Here is a 17485-nt window from a genome sequence, read left to right as displayed (position 1 = left end):
AAAACCTGAATGCTGAAAGAAGATTGGCTTTTTATAAAGCTGTCTGCTTTCTGTATTCAGGTTTTTTTTATTGCCGATTTACACATTTTATACCTTAAAAGAAAAGAGGAACACCTCATGGATCGAAATCAATTATCCAAAGAGATACTTACACTGGTCGGTGGTGAAGAGAATGTTGAGCAGGTAGTTCACTGCATGACTCGTCTACGCTTCAATCTTCATGATGATAAGAAAGCTCAGAAGGAGCAACTGCAAAAAACGTATGGCGTTATGGGAGTTATGGAGAGTGGTGGCCAGTTTCAGGTTATTATCGGTAATGATGTAGCCAATGTGTATAAATCGTTGGTGAGCAACATGTCCAAGGTGCCACAAAGTGAAACAGCCGCAAGCAGTGCATCCAAGAAAAAACAAAACCCGATCAGCAGTCTGTTTGACTTTATAGCGGGTATGTTTACACCTATTTTGCCGGCGATCACTGGTGCAGGTATGATCAAAGGGATCATTGCTCTATTAGTGGCAATGCACTGGATGTCCGATAAGAGCCAAACCTATACGATTTTAGCGGCCATAGGTGACGGTGCATTCTATTTCCTGCCGATTATTCTGGCTGTGAGTGCTGCTAGAAAACTGGGAAGTAACATGTTTATTGCGGCTGCGATAGGTGGTTCAATTTTGCATCCGACGATTACGGCATTGCTGGCATCCAATGTGAAGGTCAGCTTTATCGGTCTTCCGGTGACGGCGGCCACTTACGCATCAACTGTTATTCCCATCGTCATCGCCATCTGGCTGGCGTCCTATGTTGAAAAGTTTATTGATAAATATACGCATGCATCATTGAAGCTGATTGTTGTTCCGACACTGACTCTATTAATTATTGTACCTTTGACGTTGATCGCTGTAGGACCGTTGGGCTCCATTATTGGTAATGGACTGTCGGGTGGTATCTCTTGGCTGTTTGAAAATACAGGTCCGTTTGCAGGTCTGGTGCTTGGTGGTACCTTCTCCTTGATCATCATGACAGGTATGCACTATGCGTTGATTCCTATCATGCTTGGCTCAATTGCAACGTTGGGCTATGACTACATGATTCCGATTATGGGAGCAGCTAACCTGGCTCAGGCTGGTGCTGCACTCGGCGTATTTTTAAAATCAAAAAATTCCAAAACCAAAACAGTGGCTTTCTCTACGAGCTTGACAGCTATTATGGGTGTAACCGAACCTGCAATGTATGGAGTAAATATGCGGTTTAAAAAACCGTTTATCGCAGCGTTGATCGGGGGAGCCATCGGCGGGGGCTTCATGGGCTTGTTTGGCACAAAAGCGTATGTTATGGGTGGACTGGCTGGTTTGCCTGGTCTGGCGATGTTTATTGGACCGACTTTCTTGTATGCTGTTCTTGGTCTCATTATCGCATTTGTGGCTGCTGCAGTGGTTACTTACTTCATGGGCTTTGAAGATGTGAAGGAAGAAGAAGTACCACAAGCATCAGCAGTAGCTGGCGGAGATCCCTCTTCTGGGGAAGTAGGTCAATCTGCTGTAGCCTCACTGCCAAAAGGTGAGAAAATCCCGGTATACAGCCCGATTATGGGTGAAGTTAAGCCGCTCAGTGAAGTCAATGACCCTGCTTTTTCTCAGGAAATCATGGGTAGAGGATGGGCTATTGAGCCATCTGAAGGTCGAGTTGTTTCTCCAGTTGAAGGTACCGTATTCTCCATTTCCAAAAGTGGACATGCCGTAGGCTTGGTGAGTGATTCCGGGCTTGAAATGCTCATACACGTTGGGATGGACACAGTTAAACTGAAAGGCCTTCATTTTACCTCTCATGTGAAAGCAGGGGATCGAGTAAAGGTAGGCGACCTCTTGCTGGAGTTTGACCTGGCGGAAATTCGCAAGGCTGGTTACGAAACGATTACACCTGTTATTGTTACGAACGTAGCTCAGTTTAGTGAACTGGAGCCTGCTGGAAATGAGCATAAAGTGGTTAAGGAACAGGAGCTATTTTATACAGTAATTATCTAACGACAACAAAAGATTGTACGTATAATCTAACATCAATCGTTGGATTAACAAAAGGCAGGTCTTCGAAACAGGAAGACTTGCCTTTTTGCGTTTTCAATGTAATCCCCCAAAGCTATACTGGCTTCAACATATTTATTTAAACAAAACCTACAAAAATAGTTGGTATTGTGGTATAGTAATCAACGGATTGAAGGGTCACTTTATAAAATATAACAAGTTTGGAGGAAATGATATATGGATACCTTCTTTATCATTTTGAACGTAGTAGTGCTGCTTTTGCTGCTCGGCGTGTTAGTCTGGATGCAGAAGAAGCATATTTCTTTTACAAAAAGGGTGTTTGCCGGACTGGGCTTCGGGCTGATCTACGGGGCTATTCTTCAATACGCCTATGGGGCGGGCTCGGAGGTCATTACGAAATCGGTTGACTGGTTCAACCTGGCAGGTAATGGTTATGTTCGTTTGCTGCAAATGGTAGTTATTCCGCTCATCATGGTGTCGATCATTTCGGCTATTATGAATTTGAAGGGAAGACAGAATCTTGGCAAAATAAGCGTGTCTATTATTGCAGTACTGCTAATTACAACGGCTATTGCCGCTTCGGTCAGTATTGTGACCAGCTTGTCGTTCGATCTTAAAGCGATTGAGATTCAAAGTGGGGAAAAGGAACAAGCTCAGGGCTTGAAGATGGAGGAACGTCTTGGAACAGTTCAGGATATGACGATTCCACAGCAGGTGCTGGAATTTATTCCATCCAATCCTTTTGAGGATATGACGGGAGCACGTCGTACTTCGACGCTGGCAGTAGTGATTTTCTCGGCTTTTATCGGGGTAGCTGTGCTTGGACTGGATCGTAAAAAGCCAGAGCAGGCGCAAACCTTCCGTAAAATAATCGACGCCGTGTACGCTGTAGTGATGCGGATTGTGACGCTGGTGCTGAGATTGACGCCTTACGGTATTTTGGCGCTGATTACTAAAGTTGTAGCCACGACGAATCCGGATGAAATCTTGAAGCTGATCAAGTTTGTACTCGCTTCTTATGTGGCTCTGTTGGTCATGTTCGTCATTCATCTTATTTTGCTGGCTCTGTTCGGCTATAACCCAGTAACGTATGTGAAAAAGGTATTGCCTACGCTGGTTTTTGCCTTTACATCCCGTTCCAGTGCGGCAACGATTCCGCTAAATGTTGAAACGCAAACGAAAAAGCTTGGTGTGTCAGACGGCATCGCGAATCTGTCTGCCACCTTGGGAGCGACCATTGGACAAAACGGCTGTGCAGGTATTTATCCGGCTATGCTGGCGGTCATGATTGCACCAACCATGGGCATAGATCCGACGAGCTGGGATTTTATCCTCACGCTCATTCTGGTCGTTACGGTTAGTTCCTTCGGCGTGGCAGGTGTAGGCGGTGGTGCCACCTTCGCTTCCCTGATCGTGCTTTCCACCATGAACTTGCCCGTAGCCTTGGCGGGCTTGCTTATTTCGGTTGAGCCATTGATTGATATGGGACGCACAGCGCTGAATGTCAATGATTCCATTACGGCAGGACTTATTTCAGGCAAGGTGCTCAAGGAGAATGATCAGGATGTGTTCAACGATCAGGGTATGGATCTAGATACGACGGTAAGCTCTTAAGTAAACGATAAAACGTATCGTGTGCGGAGCAGCCTACTATCATTACTGTAGTAGATATAGCACACGCAACGATGCACCTCAATGTTCAGAGTCGGCCATCAGGCCGGCTCTTTGTTTGGTTTCATCGCAATGTAATTTATAGCTGTTCACAAATCCTGATCTGTGATACATTAAAATAATGTTTTTCCGGCTTACTCCGGATGAACCGCGGTTCGCAACCATCCCGCGCTATCAAAACTAGGAGGATTTCATGTTTAATTTGCTATGGGGGGCAGCCTTTGTCCTCGTCAATTTTATGTTCTTTTTGTTATGTTATCGTTTGTTCGGTAAAAAAGGGCTGTACGCCTGGATTGGTGTGGCTACCGTACTTGCCAATATTCAAGTAACCAAAACCATTGATTTACTCGGTATTACGACGACATTGGGAAATACAATGTATGTCTCTATGTACATGGCCAGCGATTTGCTGAATGAAAAATATGGGCCTAAAGAGGCACGCAGAGCGGTGTGGTTCGGTTTTTTCACCTTAATCATGACGACGCTAACGATGCAGATGGCGTTGGTGTTTCAGCCTAATGCAACTGATTTTGCCCAGGCGCCGATGCAGCAATTATTCGGACTATTACCCAGACTTGCGCTTGCCAGCCTGACGGCCTATGCGGTTAGCCAATTGCTGGACGTTCGTCTATACTCATGGATTCGCAAGTTTTTCCCGGAACGCCACCAGCTCTGGATTCGGGGCAATGGCAGTACGATGATTAGCTCGTTTATGGATACGCTCATTTTTTGCAGCATCGCCTTTTACGGCTATGAATGGGGAATATGGCTGGAGCTACTGTTCACCACCTATATCTTAAAATTTGTACTAACCGCGGCGGGTACACCGATATTGTACATCGCACGCAACTTCCGCTTTGCAGAAGAGGAGGGGCAAACGCTCAAGCCGTAATTTGGCTTGGGGTTGCTCCTCCTTTTTTTGTATAACTAATGTACTCGTTCAATGAAGCTTACAGTTGCTTATATTGAAGTATGGTGGTTCTTCTAATCAAACCTTGTACTATAAAGGAGGCTATAGGAAAGATGCAGTTTACCCCATGTATCCGGTGTGAATTTCGTTATGTGACGCAAAGGGCCAGAGAAATTTTTATGGCAGAGAAAATGGCAGGAGAACCCTTGCTATGTCTGCATTGTATCGGTGAGCTTGCAGGTAAACCAATGAATCAATTCGGTAAAAATGTTTATTCTCATGAAGTTGAACAGTCTAATCGGCAGCATATTCCGAGGTCGTCTATTGAGGGGTGTAGACCCTGTATGAAGAAACGAGGACGATGAAGAGATTAAGTACGTCGCTACAGTTAAAACATCCAATACTTCACTTATATTGAGATCGTCAGGAAGGTGGTTTGCTCCAAGGTCAAGTTGTCACGGGTTCAAATCGCCATAAACATTAGAATGGAATAATAAACTGGAGGTTTTTAAGAATGGGAATGACGAAAAACAAAAAAATGTTGATTAAAGGCGCAGGCAAGTTTATGGCTAAAATTCCAAATAGTGATGAACTTATCACGATTGGAACACTGAACAACATGCTTTTGGACATCCAACTGGATATGCAGGATATTGAGGGTGGTGATTCCAGTGTGCCCCTGGATGCATTGCTTCGTAAAAAAACCATTGATATTACAGCTCAAGATGCCAAATTTGACTTAAATCTGGTCCGTCTCGTCCTCGGTTCCAAGCTTCGTGAAGGTGTTAGCGGAGCGTCTTACCGACTGACAACGGAAACCGTGACGGTTCCAGGGGAATCCCCATACCAGGTGCTGCTCACAGAAGCCGCAGCGACAAGTCCTGCTATGAAGGCTTACGAGAATGTAATTACAGGCACAGATGTAACTACGGAAGTTACCGTGATGGGTAATAAGGCAGTGTTCGATACAGCATTGGCCGGAAAAAAAGTAGTGATGGTCTATCCTGTTGCTTTGAGTGGAATTCAGCAGGATGATGATGGATTTGTATGGGAGCTGGAAGAGAAGCACGTTATTCAGGAAGTAAACGGGAAGTGTGAGGCAGAGCTTGTCTTTGGTACCTCGCTGCATACCACGCCTGAAATTTCAGTGCGTACGCTAAATGGAAACAAGCTTCTCAAACGTTCGCTCACCGGAACCCCTACCGAGGAGCAATACCTTGTTGAAGGGGGAAAGCTGATTTTCAATGCAGCGTTGAAGGATGTAGCCATTTATGTAAACTATAAACGCAATGAAGTGGTGGATGTTCTGGATATTTCGAGCAGGGATTTACCGTTGACGGTTCACCTGGTTCATGATGGCCGTTTTGAGCAAAAGGACGGTTCTGTGCAAGGATACCAAACGGAATTGTATCAATGTCGTGTGAAATCCAATTTCACGATTGATGCTCAGCGCCAGCAGGCGTCTACGCATAGTGTAACCTTGACGGTCATTGACCCGGAGCGCTTTGATAACAAGCTCGGCACGATCAAGCGTTATGAGATCGCAACAACATCTGCTAACAACTGATACGTAAGGATGTGTTTTCGAAATGAATGAAAGAGAGTTCACCGTTCCATCTAAAAATGAGCCTTCCAAGTCAGATGCGGTGGTAGAAAGTACAAAGAAGGTTTTGACAGAAGAGGAAGCACAGATCAAAGAAAAAGCTTTCTTTGAAGAGGATGAACAGGTGCGTCTCCGTGACGGTAAAACGTATTATTTGCCTCCGCTTGGGTTAAAGGATGCGCGTAAGCTGATTAAAAAGCTGAACGCTATTGATTCCGGCATTATTATTGCAAATCTGATTCCAGATGACCCGGAAGGTGCGGATCGTTATCATGAGCTGATAGATGTGCTGATGATGGGCTTCAAGCCTTATTATAGCTGGATGACTCCTGAGCATCTGGAGGAGTATGTTGACCTCGAAACGGCCAAGCAAATTATTGATGCCATGATCGGACTGAATGGAATAAAAAAGTCCATGTAGCCACTGAGGATGAGGAGCTGGAGTATGACCGGCAAGCTCCAGTTGACTGGGCGAATCTTTTTTTTAAGCTGGCCCATTATTGTCACCTGGATAAGCATCAGGTTTGGGACCTTACGCTCCCTCAGTTGGGCTACTATCTGGAGCAGTGTCATGACCATATCGAATTTACAATTAAAGTATCCTCCATGTCTGCCGGTGGGCTATGGAACGGGACTGACCCAATGGATCGTTCGGATACCCGCCATACAGGCCGTGAAGAAGTCAGGGAAGACGGCTCATATATGGGCAGCTATAAGATAGCGGACGAAGAAGATATGGCATTTCTGGCTAATATGCTTGGATGAAAGGCACTCCTGCTCTGCTCCGTATGGAGGGGCGGGAGTTTCATTTTATAAAAGGCGGTGAATGTATGGGCAATATAGAGACTGATGTGCTTGTGGAGCTACAGGCATTTATTCAGACACTAAGGCATTCTTCTAATGAAGAGAAGCAGGGGCTGGCTTTCCCCATGAATGAATACATGAGCAAGGTGCAGAGGGATCAAAGCAGAAAGACGCTAAACGCTGAAACAGCAGATATACGAACAGGCTCTATGAAGTATATCCGTATGCGCAGGCACCAAGCTCAGGACTTGCAAAGTGTACTCCGTCATCAGCGTGCATTTCATATGCCAGAAGTCATGACGGAGCTGACCAGAAATGAATATCTGACACATGCAAACATACACCCTTCCTACACGATCAACTCCGGTGACGTCATCGTCCATGTGACATTGCCTAATGTCACGAATAACGTAAGTCCGACCCAACTGGAAGCGATCGGTCACGGACTGGGAAGAGGTCTTAAAAACGGTAGAGCCGGAAGCTTACGGGATCAGCTTCTTATGAATCCGACCACCGCTTATCGTAGCAGTACATCATATTAATCCATACTCCGTTGTACCGGAGTAAACATCATTTTTAATGACAGGAGGTATACATTTGACTCAGCAAAGCCCCAATCAATCAGAAGATGTGATCTACAAAAAGCGACTATTTTACGATAACGGAATTCGTTTTGTCGAGGTTAAGGCCAAGCTAATCAGCGAATACAAGCCACCGGCTCCCCATCTGAAATCTCATGTTCATGAAACGTTTTCCTACTCAGCAGGCTTGGTCAACCGTGGAACCTCACATTATACAGCGAGCCTAACGCTGCTATTCTACAGTAAAAAGGAATACGCGGACTGGCTATCTTTTATAGGCTCAGAGCACAAATACTATGATGAAAAAGGCACGATCTATCTGGGCGTTGTGACAGGTAAACCAGATATTCAAACGGCGGAGCTGGAGACTAAATATATCATCCAGGTCCAAATGTCACTTATTCGTAAGCAAGGTGATGAATATCGCTGCAAAAGTCAATTCATCGACCTCAAGGGCCATTGGGCATCGAGCTATATTGAGGAAATGGAGCAGCGTGGTATGGTGCCCATCCCTGCGGATGAAGGCGAAATCAGTCCTTATTTCAGACCGGACGAGGGTTGTACCCGGGCAGAGGGAATCACCTTTTTGATGAGATCCTACAGGTATGTGGACCGGATTCTAAGGGGGTATTGAGATGAAACGCTGGATTGATGTAGATCCACTGGATTGGTTTTATAGAGATATGTTAGATATGGCACGTTTGGGTCTGGATGCCCGCAACGAGCACAGCTTTATCGAGGGGATGCCCTACGACACTTTTGAACAAGGACATGAACGCATTGTCAAGCGCTTTGTCACATTCGATGGTCAGCAGGAATTTGCCATTCCCGGCTATCAGATGCATATTGACAATCCAGTTTCGGTTTTCGTCGCTGGAGCTCAGATACAGCCTGAAAGAGTGGACAACGGAAAAATAACGATGCCCCAGCCTTTATCCGGCGGACTTGAGGTGGTATGTATTGCTTATGGCAGACCCGCTTATCAGGAGGATGGGTGTGTTCATAGGCCTTATGTTGAGAAGGATGAAAGTGCGATTATCCTGCCATCTGCGACCTTGTCCATGGCGGCTGAATATCAGAGCCCAACGAAATATCAGCCGGAGACGGTCACGGTTCTGGGAACCAAGCTCAAGCGGTTGTCTGTGAAAATCCAATCGGAAGAAAATCCAAAGGAAGTGATTAAGAAAGCATTCGGCTTCAGGCAGGATGGATTTGCGATTCATCAAGGAATTGTGTATCTCCCCTTCAACTATAACGGATTTCCCGCGACTGTCGGATATAACTATCGTGAAGCCGGGAGTGTGCAATTTAAACAGGAGACGGTCGTTGTCAGCACTGCACATGCTCGTTATCATGACCGTTTCTTTCCGAATGTTCGTATGAAAAGAGCACAGTTTCTTGTTCTTCTTCAACAGATGCGGGTGGATATCTATAACAGATATACCGACCGTGGATTGGAGAGCAATACGTATCCACCGAGAACCTTGCAGGATCGAAGCTCTTTCTCAGGCCAATGGTATGAGCAGGCTGTTATGGACTTAATGAGTGAGCAGTTTCTAGACGAAAGCTATGTATTTCCACTCTATGAAAACAATATGCTGGAGCCAGAAAAATGTATTACACGTGCGGAAGCTGTCGTATTTTTAAACCGATTCATAGAATGGGCCCTAGAAAAATTCAGATAGGTGATGAAAAATGACTTTTGAATCCATGAATAAGCACGGACAGGCTCGGGGTCATCAGCCACGCGTCATTGTAGAGCTGGACAAAATGTCCTATGTCCGCAGCTTGCGGCCAAACCAAGACGTTGTTCAATATGTAAAAGATACGGTCGTTAAAGACTTTTTGTCCATTGATGGTGTGACACAACTAACAAGTGAAAAGGAAGCAACAAAGGCTAGCGAGATAGCCCGCCTCTCCAATTTGCCCATGTCCATGCCTATTCTTTCTAGTTCGAAAATGCGTGGGCTTGTTACCGATTCGAATCATATTCAGGGCTTACGGATTACCAGCCGTCACCGTTCAGTGAATCCCAAGCGCCCTCTTCACAAGGGAGTGGACCTGGATTGTGACAAGGAGGATACTATTCATGCCGTATGGGATGGGAGAATTACTGCGGCTGGTGCTGTAAAGGGCTACGGTCACGCTGTATATATTCATCACGGCAACGGCTGGACGACCCGGTATGCTCATTTGAAACCCAATGCGATGATGGTCAAGGTTGGAGATCATGTGAAGGCTGGAGATCCGATTGCTATAGGATGGAACTCGGGTCACAAGCGTAGTAGTGGGGATGGGGATGGAGATGGAGCACATCTTCATTTTGAGGTTCGCAAGGATGGCGAGGATTTGAACCCCGAAGCTTTCCTGCGCGGGGAAAAATCCATACAATTGCCCATTCGATTGCTGGATGCAGCTGTTCAGAATAAAAGCACAGTCACTCCATCGTTGGCAGCTAGCGCCGTCGAATCCTACACGGAATATAGTATGGAAGCGTGGGCTTATTATGTAAATGCTGCAAACTCTGAAGGCATTACAAGAGGCGGAACAGATGTACGGCAGTGGAAGGATTACAAAATTATCGCTGTCGATCCCTCTGTCATTCCGTTGGGAAGTAAGGTTGAGCTGTTGGTAGACGGGAACAATTGGGGCGAATATGTGGCTGATGATACGGCTGGCTCCACGAAGGGCAAACGTATTGAAATTTTAATGGAAAATGCGGAGCAATGCCTCCAGTTTGGACGAAAACCTGTCATTGTGAAAATCAAGCAGTGGGGGGACGGAAGAACTCGCAGCGCAAATTCAGAAGTAGATCAATCCATTCCATCCTACCAGATCGACCGGACCACGGAGAAGGTATCGTATAGCAAGGATTTTACGGCCCAAAAAACAAGTCTGGACCCTTTGAAATACGTGGATATCGTGGGTGCTACACAATTTTTCACCAATGAAACGCCTAATCAGGTCCGTAATGTTTTAGGTTTTCAACGAACAGACGGGGCAGGTCAGGTGAAGAAATTCATGTTTGTGCATGACTGGTTCAAGCCGGGTTGTTTAAGCTGGGCCTATGTGTCGGATATGGATATCCAGGACAGAGTAGAGGTGAAGGTGGACGACCATATAGTTGCCACCATTGAAGGGGTAAATGCCAAAAACGGACTGGCTTATCCTCCCTCTATTCCGGTGCCTGGTGGGCACCACAAAATCGAATTTTCCATGTCCAATCCTTCTAAGGCGTCAAGAGGCAATTTCGGGATCACTTTCCTGAAAGCCAGAGAATTTGATGTGAAATCCGTCTCAGCCAAAACAGTCTGGACGTTCGAAGACCCGATGAGCACAATAAATGATTGGACTCCCGATCAGCAGGTAGTGGTGACGGATCTGGGGGATCAGCAGAAGATATCCACAGCACGGGAAGAGGCTGGTATTGAACGGACAGGGAAGATAAACAAATTTCCATTTACGATGCAGTTCCGAATTAAGGCCGATCAGGGAACACAAGGGAAAATAATAATGTCCAATGGCTCCAAAGCCTTTGTGGTCAAGGTTACAGATCAAGGGGTTTCTACGAATGTCAGCTCCTATAGCCATAACCATATGAGCGAGTACACCGATTATGTAGTAACCTGCCATAACGAAACGGATATGGATGTATATATAAAAAGCATACTGCCGGGGGGAAACGAACAATGGGAAAATACCCGGGTACGCGGCGTATCCGAGGATGATACGACGAACAGACTTCGATTTTCCGTATTCAGCGGTGGTCTGTATATTGCAGAGGTAAAATATGCCTTTCATGATTACTCTATTGAGCAGTTTGCCACCCGTATCGCAGATACGTATAAGGAGAAATGGTATGACGTCGGAGGGTTTCAGTATGAGGATACCGCTTCACTGGAACGGGATGTGATGAACTGGGAGGTTCATTCTCACATGGATATGTCCTCGACGTCAGCCACCGTAACTTTAAATAATGCCAAAGGGATCTACTCCCCATCCTTGGAACGGTACGCTGCATTTTCGGATGGGAGGAAGCAGCCACCTAACGAGTTTACCTATTGGGAGGAGGGGGAGCGACGACATCTGATTAGTGAAGGGACCCCCATCCGTATTTATGCAGGCTACGGCGATGAGCTGGTACGTGTATTTACAGGCATGATCAAGGGTGAAATTGAGGAAAATGCCGAAAGAAGAACGCTTACGTTTCACTGTGCAGACCGTTATGACATGCTGGAGGAATTTATATTTTATAAGGATATGATTTACCCTCCAGAGGAAGCGTATGCCGGGGACGGCGGCGCCTTTGCCTGGATGAAATCCAGTATTGTAAAGGATATGGTGGTCGCAGCCGGCCTTGATTCATGGCGTGTGCACGGTGAAGATTGCCAATATCCCAATTGGGATATAGACGAAACGGTATATGCTGATGTGCAGAAGGGCAAGCACTCCTACATGAGATTTGATCCCAAGTCAGGAGAGCTTCAGACGATTCCCCAAGATCAAGATCGTATGAAAACAGCAGAAGGCTGGGAAAATCCTTTCGTAGCAACGGTTTCCTTCAAGGCGGGAACAAGGGCATCAGATGCTATACAATCGCTCATACAGGATTTGCCCTATGATGTCAGATGCGATCGTTACGGAACGTTTAGATTGAAACGAATGAATTTTCTGGATACTCCGGATTGGGATCAGATAGCGCGTTCCAAGTGGGAATTTACAGAGGATCATTTGCTTGAAATGACGTCTTCTACCGACTACTCGCGTGTTCGCAACCATCTGATGATTTCTGGTTCTGAGGGGTTAACGGAGCATTTTCTGGATAAAAGCCTGATTGTCGCCACCAAAGGGAATATGAGAACCGCCGGATTACAGCTACCGTGGATTGAAGAGCAGGATGGTGCATCCATGCGTGATCTCAAGCAGCAGATAGCGAATAAAGTATTTTTTGATATGAAAAGACAAGCCCGTACCAAAAACATTGTTATTCGCGGTAACCCCCTCATAGAGCTTTTGGATGGGTGTTATGTGTATGACAACCATACCTCTAATGCAGGATATTATCTGATTAAGGGCAACAGGCTGGTGGGTAATGAATGCGGTATGGTCAACTATCTGGAGCTAACCTGGTCCGCTCTGCCTGCAACATCCTGATTTTGGGGGTATGATCCATAACATAATAAAAGGAAATGGCATTACGCAGCCTGCGTTAATTGTCATTTCTTTTTTCTTATATTGAAGGAGAAGGTGAGGTGTGAGCTTTGGAAAACCAGAATTTTACGAACTCCAACGAGGTATTCCCGATTATTGATCTGATCCGACGTGAAGTACGCAAGGAAAGGGTACATGCGGGTCAGACGGACGACTTGTTGGAAAAAAAGGCTCCGGAGGAGCCCAATGTCATGACCATCGACGTGGCCCGTGAAATGCTTCAATATCCTGCATTGGTAACGTCAGTGCTATACACCTATGATAACGGCTTGCTGGAACGGCTAACGCTGTACCGGGACGATCTGTTGCAGGTGACCGGATTTTTCATTGAATTTGAAGCCTCCACAACCCTGAATGCAGAAATGGAAGAAGAGGCTGATATTCCATCGTTAAACGCTATACGTGGAAGCATTATTCGTGAAAATGGTTTGTTCAAAAATCTGACTCTTGATTATGTAAGGGCGGTGTAGTCGTTGTCCAGTGGTGCTAATTTTGCAAGCTATATGGTAGGAGGACGTTTGGACCCGCCTTTTATGCCAACGAAGACCCAACCGTACATTGTGGGCAATCGGATTGAATCCCGAGGAATTGGCAAGGTAGAAAGCACAATGCAAGTCAGCCATGATTGCGAGCTGCTTGCGGTAGCTGTGGGAGCATCCTTTTATGAGTCCAGCGATTATTGGAATCTGTATGTAGGGGATAAGCTGGTATGCCAACGTATCTTCACGAAGGATCTACCTGAGGGGATGTATTTTACAGCCGTTATTCCTTGTCCGACAGGGACGGAATTTCGTTTTGAGTTTTTTAATGAAGGCGGCAGGAACAAGGATATATGGGTGAATTATCAAATGCTCCAATAGAAAGGAGGTGAAACATCATGCCAGAGGATAGTCCTTGGTTGGAAATGCTCGTTAACGAAGATCAGCTATTGAGCCAAATCGTTACCCTGTGCTCTCAAAACGGATGGGATATTGTGGATGAATTTCATAAGGTCGTGTATTCGAGCCGACTGGTCAAACCCACGATTCAGCGATTCTCTCTTCCACTCGTCAACTCCTATGTAGATATTCCCAAGCTTGCGCATAAGGGTGACTACTATGTGTATTTGGATGGCGAGCTTATGCCTTCTTCCTATTATTTGGCAGAAGAGAAGAAGGATGGCGGACAACGTATTCGCTTCGCGTCAGGGGTTTCAGGAGAGGCGGCTGTTTATTACAGTGATCTGAATGGCTCGGAGGAATTTGAATTTGTCGTAGCCAAGCACTACATTTTGCGAAATGTATCAGGGCATCTTTTTGGCATGGCTATGCTGGGCAGTGTGAAGGAAAAGCTGCACAATACAGGCTCAAAAATCCCGTTTGCTGTTTACAGAAACCATGCCGGTTGGGGAACGCAGTTGGAGCCACAATCTGACGGGATATTCTCTTGGGCTGTTCAGAAGATCGAAGAGGACAATCTGTTTGAGCGTCATACGATGTATTTTTATCAATTGGAAAAGTTCGTGAATACGAGCAGAATGATTGTAGGCTGGGATAAATCTGCTGATTTTAAAAGGCTCGCTTTGGATGTAGAGATTCAATCTTCGATGTGGGGGCTGCACGATGAGACCCAAGCGCTTCAATTTATGATTACGCATCAATTCCCTCAATTCTACCAATCTCCTTACGTTGCTTCGCGGACGCGGATTCCGCAAATGGATCGCTATGAACAGGTAGCCTCCATGAATGTGAAATTCACGAACTGGTGGCAGGACAGCAAGGTGCAGCTTAGAGGCTACGTGGATGCAAAGACTGTCATGTTGGTTTTGCTGGCAGATACAGCACCTGCCTGGGAACGTAATGCAGTACCTTCGATCCCGATCTATATGGGCGATTTTGATGTCAAGGGCAATACCCATTCGATAATGAACGAGAGTTGCGTTTTTGAACTGAATGGCGGTGAAGAATCTCGCAAAGCAACCTTTTTCTCCGATAGTCCTATGGTTCATACCAGATCGACGATGAAGGTGTGGTTATCGGGAGATGTGGCTGCGGAATCAAACTATATCTCTCTACGTATTGCAGGTCACGAGCTTGTAAAGCTACGAACGACGGAAGCCCTCACCCCCGCCCGTTCTAAAGATCAGGCAGAGTACCTTGGAGAGTTCTCTGTTTACGGGGTGGATGGTAAAAATTCATTTGACTTGGAAGTGTTCTCTTCTTCCGGAGTTGATGGCTTTAGTCCTGTTTCCGCAAGAGCCTGGGTGGAGCTTCAAATCTATACAGAAAACGCGGGGGCTACAGCCGCTCTATTCGCAGGGACTGCATTTGCAAAAGACGGCTTAAGTTTAGAGAGTGCGCTCAGTCAATCGGCCCGGTTTGACTATGATGATGCAGATCCAAAACGTTATCAGGATACGCTTATGCCGATGTTAAAAGAATATCCTGTTCATCCGAGTAACGGTATTGATTCTGTCATGGTCAAGAGAACAAAGTATGGTGCGCGTTATCAATCGTACTATTTTGCCTGGACTGTTCCGTCAAACAGGATGCCTCCCTTGCGGGAGGACACGACTGGAGCCAAGCACGTCCGAGCCTGGAACAACAGCGATATGAGCAGTGCCTATCAGTATCAGTTTAATCCATCCCGCTACACGGAGCAGGTACATTCTTCGAGAGCTATATTAATACATCCGGAAGATGGTACACACGGAACACTACGAAATGTTATTTTACTGTCGCCCCTAACTATAATGAACGGGGATGAGCTGGAGGCCGTTGATGAACACTGCACCGATGGAGAGGTTCCTAAGCATCAGACGTATTCTTATTATCTGACAGAGGGCATATCACCATTAACCAAGCGGGCAGCGACACCTTATCGTCCAGCGGGCATCGGTATTCTGAAGGCGGGGAATCTTCGGAGGCCAGAAAAAACGTTACCTGTCTCGACGCCTCCGCTCGCTGTATCCCTGACACCTTCCCATATTTCGGTCCATGCCGGGGAGGGAGTGGAATTGATGTCTTCCTATAACAAGCATTCTCCGGTATTGATCTCCAACTGGTTTGCATCAGGTGGTGCGAATCCAGAAGGCCATACGGTGAATAACGCCCGCTTTACTTTTCAGAAAGAGGGGAAGTATACCGTAACCTTTACCTTAACGAATGAGCTGGGACAGACAGGAACGGCGACAGCGGACATTGACGTAGTTAAGTAGCAAAGAACACAATCGTAGTTCAAAGAAAGGGGAGAAACAAATGTCATTCATTGATACGACAGCAGCAGCATTTACTCCAAAAGTAACGGAAGCGGACCTGCAACCCCGTTTGGGAGAGTTGCTGGCTACCGCAGGCTGGAAAGTCGCAGCCAATTATAAAAGGGTCATTTTCGACGCCAATATAACTCATCCCTCAGATGTAGTGAGGAATTATACAAATTTCCGTATTACGGTTGCCGAGCATTTTATATATGCCAATAAGGATAATCAATGCTTTGGTATCGCCATCGCCGGAACATGGTACCCTCGATTGGCTGATTATGTGAAGCGTCCGGATAAAGACACCTACAAGCAGTTTGGGGAATGGGCAACAAATGAATTCCGCAAATACCGACTGTCCCATACTTTATACGTGTACATGCTGGAGGATTTGAAAGGATTGAAGCCAGACGGTTCGGATGTTGTACTGGCCTGGAACGATAATTCTGAAGCTGGACAGCTTCGAGCAGCGTTAGATATCGAGGTAGAGGAATCTGCCTGGAAAACATCGGCTAGCGGTCCTATGTTTACAGTTACCAAAGCAGAAGGTGCGCGTATGCAGTCTCCGATTATGCAAGCAGGTCTGCGCTACAAGCTGATGGAGTCTTATTACAACAACTCTTTTAATTATCCTGTCCAAAACACAAACTGGTGGAGTGATTCTGAAATTTCCGTGAAGGGGACTCTTTCGGACACGAATTTCTTTTTCACCATTCAGTGTGATAATGTACCTGCTCCAGAAAACAATCTGGTTCCGATCATTCCACTCTATTTTGGCAAGCTGGACCCCGTCGAGGAAGGTGATAACGTTTATGCTTTATTTGCAGGAACGGTTCCGATCAGGGATACGGTGAATGGAGTCGCTACGTATGACTTTGACGATACTACCAGCAGACAACCCCATATTATGCCTTTATTAAAATCATATCCTAACTTTCCGGCTAATGGTTTGGATAATATTATGGTAAATCGCGCCAAGCTGGGTGCTAGATATCAAGCCCATTATCTTTCCTGGAATTCGCCACCCAATCTCATGCCGCCAGCCAGAACCTCTGTTGACGGTAAGAAAGATTACCCGCGCGCCTGGAATCATGCTGAAAATCCTTTGTACAAATACACTTTCAATCCTTCTCGTTACAGTGGGAAGGTGCATACCTCCAAGGTATACGTTATTCACCCCGAGGAGGGTGTGCGCGGTACATTAAAAGATACGATCTCTTTGGCTGCCTTTTCGTTTAATGCCAACAAATTAAGAGTCAAGCGGGCCAACTGTCCTGATGAATTTGATGTATACCGTTACTTCTTGATCGAGGGGATTTCCCCACTGACCAAAAAACCCGGTACTCAATTCAGATCCGCGGGCATTGGCTTGTATGTGAACACCGTAGATGATGAAGGAAATGAAATAAAACCAACTACCCTGTAGTGTA

At 46.0% G+C, this 17485-nt stretch carries 14 protein-coding genes; all 14 read left to right on the top strand.

Translation table 11 applies throughout. The annotated features are described in order from the left end of the window. The first annotated feature begins 117 nt into the window (after nt 1-117). Nucleotides 118-2022, top strand: coding sequence for a beta-glucoside-specific PTS transporter subunit IIABC (locus ACIFO6_RS07675; protein ID WP_430039660.1), 1905 nt, complete (start codon nt 118-120; stop codon nt 2020-2022). Between the two features lie 234 nt (nt 2023-2256). Then, nucleotides 2257-3654, top strand: a complete 1398-nt coding sequence (locus tag ACIFO6_RS07670) for an L-cystine transporter (protein WP_430039657.1) — start codon at nt 2257-2259, stop codon at nt 3652-3654. 250 nt (nt 3655-3904) lie between these two features. After that, nucleotides 3905-4603, top strand: coding sequence for a queuosine precursor transporter (locus ACIFO6_RS07665; protein WP_430039655.1), 699 nt, complete (start codon nt 3905-3907; stop codon nt 4601-4603). A 532-nt stretch (nt 4604-5135) separates the two neighbouring features. Further along, on the top strand, nt 5136-6188 hold the full coding sequence (locus ACIFO6_RS07660; protein WP_430039652.1) for a hypothetical protein: 1053 nt from the start codon (nt 5136-5138) through the stop codon (nt 6186-6188). A gap of 22 nt (nt 6189-6210) precedes the next feature. Further along, the gene (locus ACIFO6_RS07655) at nt 6211-6645 is read left to right on the top strand and encodes a DNA polymerase III subunit gamma/tau (protein ID WP_430039650.1); all 435 of its coding nucleotides are present in this window, start codon (nt 6211-6213) and stop codon (nt 6643-6645) included. Between the two features lie 125 nt (nt 6646-6770). Next, a complete protein-coding gene (locus tag ACIFO6_RS07650) occupies nt 6771-6989 on the top strand; it encodes a hypothetical protein (protein ID WP_430039648.1) in 219 nt (72 codons plus the stop codon). A 65-nt stretch (nt 6990-7054) separates the two neighbouring features. Further along, nucleotides 7055-7570: a hypothetical protein gene (locus ACIFO6_RS07645; RefSeq protein ID WP_430039645.1), complete on the top strand. Its 516-nt coding sequence runs from the start codon at nt 7055-7057 to the stop codon at nt 7568-7570. Between the two features lie 55 nt (nt 7571-7625). Continuing rightward, nucleotides 7626-8243: an S-layer homology domain-containing protein gene (locus ACIFO6_RS07640; RefSeq protein WP_430039642.1), complete on the top strand. Its 618-nt coding sequence runs from the start codon at nt 7626-7628 to the stop codon at nt 8241-8243. Between the two features lies 1 nt (nt 8244). Then, nucleotides 8245-9294, top strand: coding sequence for a hypothetical protein (locus ACIFO6_RS07635; protein ID WP_430039640.1), 1050 nt, complete (start codon nt 8245-8247; stop codon nt 9292-9294). A 25-nt stretch (nt 9295-9319) separates the two neighbouring features. Further along, nucleotides 9320-12763 (top strand): peptidoglycan DD-metalloendopeptidase family protein, encoded by a 3444-nt coding sequence (locus ACIFO6_RS07630; RefSeq protein ID WP_430039637.1) that lies wholly within the window; start codon nt 9320-9322, stop codon nt 12761-12763. A gap of 107 nt (nt 12764-12870) precedes the next feature. Beyond that, nucleotides 12871-13290 carry a hypothetical protein gene (locus ACIFO6_RS07625; RefSeq protein WP_044644656.1) on the top strand — a complete coding sequence of 140 codons (420 nt, stop codon included), beginning with the start codon at nt 12871-12873 and terminating at the stop codon, nt 13288-13290. 3 nt (nt 13291-13293) lie between these two features. Continuing rightward, a complete protein-coding gene (locus ACIFO6_RS07620; protein WP_025682897.1) occupies nt 13294-13680 on the top strand; it encodes a hypothetical protein in 387 nt (128 codons plus the stop codon). 17 nt (nt 13681-13697) lie between these two features. Then, the gene (locus ACIFO6_RS07615) at nt 13698-16016 is read left to right on the top strand and encodes a PKD domain-containing protein (protein WP_430039634.1); all 2319 of its coding nucleotides are present in this window, start codon (nt 13698-13700) and stop codon (nt 16014-16016) included. 40 nt (nt 16017-16056) lie between these two features. Then, nucleotides 16057-17481 (top strand): hypothetical protein, encoded by a 1425-nt coding sequence (locus tag ACIFO6_RS07610; RefSeq protein ID WP_430039631.1) that lies wholly within the window; start codon nt 16057-16059, stop codon nt 17479-17481. The last annotated feature ends 4 nt before the right edge of the window (nt 17482-17485 follow it).

Source organism: Paenibacillus sp. NRS-1781, from assembly GCF_050467745.1.
Taxonomy (GTDB): Bacteria; Bacillota; Bacilli; order Paenibacillales; family Paenibacillaceae; genus Paenibacillus; species Paenibacillus terrae_A.
This window is presented reverse-complemented; position numbering and strand designations above follow the sequence as displayed.